General features: G+C 53.4%; 1 protein-coding gene. It reads right to left on the minus strand.

Translation table 11 applies throughout. The features are described 5' to 3' along the window. Window positions 1-160 precede the first annotated feature (160 nt). Complete coding sequence (locus ACYSTU_RS26965) at window positions 161-1,591, minus strand: IS1182 family transposase (RefSeq protein WP_499002747.1); 1,431 nt, start codon at window positions 1,589-1,591, stop codon at window positions 161-163. Window positions 1,592-2,079 lie beyond the last annotated feature (488 nt).

The following is a 2,079-nucleotide window of genomic DNA, read 5'->3' on the forward strand; positions in this document are numbered from 1 at the left end:
GGCCCAGAGTGTGTAAAAACGCGCTGATGCACTGTCGGCGCGCAGCGCTGACGGTTGTTAGCTGAGTAATTGCTCACAACAAGTCCTGCGGATCATCACGAGGGTCTGGGAGCCCCTCGCGCCGCTTCTACCTTGCTGGGTGGCCAAAATACAGACCTCTTCAGGCCGACAGCGCCTTCATTAAACTGCTGGTACCGAGAATTTTCATGATTCGTTTCAAGTTGTAGGCGAGGACGTTCAAGCTCATCTCCGCACTTACTCCGTTCAGCTTTCGTGTCAGGAAATGTGTGGCGCCCATCCATTGTTTGAGTGTCCCGAAGGGATGCTCGACCGTACGCTTGCGGACTCGCATCATGTCCGGCGCGTTGCTCAGCCTGTTCTGCATTTCCTCCAATACGGCTTCATGCTCCCATCGCCGAACTCGTCGTTGCTTGCTCGGTGTGCACTTCGATTTCAGCACGCATCCCTGGCAATTAGAACTCCAGTAACGGTGCAGCGTCAGGCCTTTTTCAACGCTGGAAAAGCGCCAGATCAACGCCTCTCCAGCGGGACAAATGTATTCGTTTTTTGCCGCGTCATAGATGAAGGCATCGTTATTGAAACGTCCGTCAGCCTTGGCTCCAGAGGTCATCGGTTTGGGCACATAGGCGGTGATGCCTGCATCGTGACAAGCCAGGATTTGTTCGCTTTTGAAGTAACCTCGGTCAGCCACTACCGACAACGTATCTGACGCCATCGCCTCGCGGGCGTGCTTGGCCATCGAGCTGAGTAGATCGCGGTCGGAACCGACGTTGGTCACCTCATGCGCAACGATCAAATGGTGCTGGGTATCGACCGCTGTCTGCACGTTGTAACCGACGATTCCAGTGCCGCGCGTCATCATGGAACGGGCGTCTGGATCGGTCAGTGAGACCTGTTTATCCGGTGATTCGTTGAGCTGAGTTTCAATGACCTGCAACTCTTTCATCTGAGCTTTGAGTTTGTCGATTTTCTCTTGCAGACGAGCAGCCTTGGGCTGAGCGACCGAGGGTTCTTGCCGATCGGTTTCGTCGAGCGCAGTCAGGTACCGATTGATAATTGATTCAATTTCTTCCATCCGCCGTTTCAGCTTGGCGCTGGTGAAATTGCGGTCGCGGTTATTGACGGCCTTGAATTTACTGCCGTCGATGGCGACCAGATTTTCTTCGAACAGTCCTAGCTGCTGGCACAGCACCACGAACTGGCGGCAGACACCTCGGATGGCCTTGCTGTTGTCTTTTCGGAAGTTGGCGATGGTCTTGAAATCGGGCATCAAACGTCCAGTCAGCCACATCAGCTCGACGTTGCGTTGGGCTTCTCGTTCAAGACGCCGACTCGATGGAATGCGGTTCAGATAGCCGTAGATGTAGATTTTCAGCAGGATCGCGGGATGGTAAGCCGGCCGGCCAGTATCAGCCGGTATGGCGCCTTCGAAACCCAGTTTGACCAGGTCGAGTTCGTCGACAAAGACGTCGACTACGCGCACCGGATTGGCATCCGTGACGTAATCGTCGAGGCTCGCGGGAAGGAAGGTTTCTTGGCCTCGATGTTCACCTTGGATAAAGCGCTTCATGGGCGATCCCTGCGATGAAATCCTCAGAAATCATAGCAGGGCTAAGAGCGGTGTTCTGTTCAGATATTGATGCGTTTTTCAACCGCCTGTAGTTGCCTTACCGGGTCCCAACCACTCGGCGACGCTTGAGCTTTGCTCCACCAAAGCATTCCTTTAGAGATCCATAATTTCCGCAAATCAGCATGAGCAGATGTTGCGTCATCATAGCCAAACTGCGTACCGCAGGACGGGCACATGCCAAAAGAAGAGCAGCCAACCTCATCGTATGGAGGCTCTTCAAGCCCGGGGTATCCACAAACCGGACAAAGATATGAAACGTTGCTTGCAATCATCCAACCCCCAGATTTCTAGCATCTAGCCCACGTTTTCGGCGTACCTGCTGATTTCCGGAATCTTATACTGAATCTGAGCAACTGATGTCTGACCTGGGCTGAGTAGGAAAAAACATTAGAGTGGAAGCCGCTAACAAGCGGTTTTGACACACTCTG

The organism is Pseudomonas glycinis (assembly GCF_054871425.1).

What these genes read in the sequence shown, in the direction of transcription:
- ACYSTU_RS26965 (WP_499002747.1), bottom strand. Translation starts at nt 1,591, where the DNA reads ATGAAGCGCTTTATCCAAGGTGAACATCGAGGCCAAGAAACCTTCCTT.